This is a genomic window from Nocardiopsis baichengensis YIM 90130 (assembly GCF_000341205.1).
GTDB lineage: Bacteria > Actinomycetota > Actinomycetes > Streptosporangiales > Streptosporangiaceae > Nocardiopsis_A > Nocardiopsis_A halophila.
Genome location: NZ_ANAS01000060.1, coordinates 1 through 1,301 on the forward strand (window position 1 = coordinate 1; position 1,301 = coordinate 1,301).

Here is a 1,301-nt window from a genome sequence, read left to right on the forward strand (position 1 = left end):
TGAGCTGTCCTTGGTTGCGTAGAGTCTCTCTGACCAGGGGTTATCCTCTGGTGATTGGAGATTCACCCGAAGATGGCAGCACCACGCAAGTACCCCGAGGAACTCCGCGACCGCGCCGTGCGCGAGGTCCGCTCCTCGGGCCGCCCGATCGCCCACGTCGCCCGCGACCTGGGCATCCACCCCGAAGCCCTGCGCAACTGGGTCCGCCAGAACGAGGCCGACACCGGCGAGCGCGATGACCGCCCCACCACCGAAGAGCGCGAGGAGCTGCGCCGGCTCCGCAAGGAGAACGCCGAACTCCGCCGGGCCAACGACATTCTCAAGGCCGCCAGCGCGTTTTTCGCCAAGGAGCTCGACCAGCCCCGGACGAGGCCGACGCGGTGATCGACCACCTCCGCGACGACTTCGGGGTCGGGCCCGTATGCCGGGAACTCGATCTGAGCGAGTCCGCCTACTACGCACGACGCAAGCGGCCCCCGTCCGCGCGGGCCCGGCGCGATGCGCAGCTCACCGAGCGCATCGCCCATATCCACGGCGAATCCGGCGGGGTCTACGGGGTGCGCCGCATCCACCGCCAGCTCGCCAGAGAGGGAATCGGCGCCGCGAGGTGCACGGTCGAGCGCCTGATGCGCGATGCGGGGATCGAAGGGGTGATCCGCGGGCGGCGGCGCCGCACCACCACCGCGCCCGACCCCTGCGCGGTGCGCCCGCCCGACCTGGTGGAGCGCCGCTTCGCCGCCAACGGGCCGAACCGGCTGTGGGTGGCGGACATGACCTGTGTGCGTACCTGGTCGGGCTGGGTCTATGTCGCGTTCGTGCTGGACGTGTACTCGCGGATGGTCGTGGGGTGGCAGCTCGCCCCGCATATGCGCACCGAGCTGGTGCTGGACGCGCTGGAGCAGGCGCTGTGGGCCCGCGGGATCCGCTCCGGCCAGGGGCTGGTCCACCACAGCGACCGCGGGTCGCAGTACCTGTCGCTGCGCTACAGCGAGCGTCTGGAGGCGGCCGGGGTCGCCGCTTCGGTGGGTTCGGTGGCCGATTCCTATGACAATGCGATGGCCGAGGCGCTGAACGGGACGTTCAAGGCCGAGCTGATCGAGCACGCCGGTCCCTGGGCCACGCTGCGCCAGGTCGAGCAGGCCCTGGTGGCGTGGGTGGGTTGGTACAACAACGAGCGCCTCCACTCGGCGCTGGGGTATGTCCCGCCCGCCGAGTATGAGCAGGCTCACGCGCAGCAGAGCGAAGAGTCCGAAGCGGCCTGAAACAAGGACAACTGACTCTACAAAACCCGGTTCAGCTCA

Annotated in this window: 1 protein-coding gene; it reads left to right on the forward strand. The window is 69.7% G+C overall.

The features are described 5' to 3' along the window. Window positions 1–72 precede the first annotated feature (72 nt). Window positions 73–1,262 (forward strand): IS3 family transposase gene (locus C892_RS0128235; RefSeq protein WP_239647575.1). Its coding sequence is split into 2 segments (ribosomal slippage): window positions 73–340 and window positions 340–1,262, totalling 1,191 coding nucleotides; the frame shifts between segments, so codons are not numbered across the junction. Window positions 1,263–1,301: the final 39 nt, after the last annotated feature.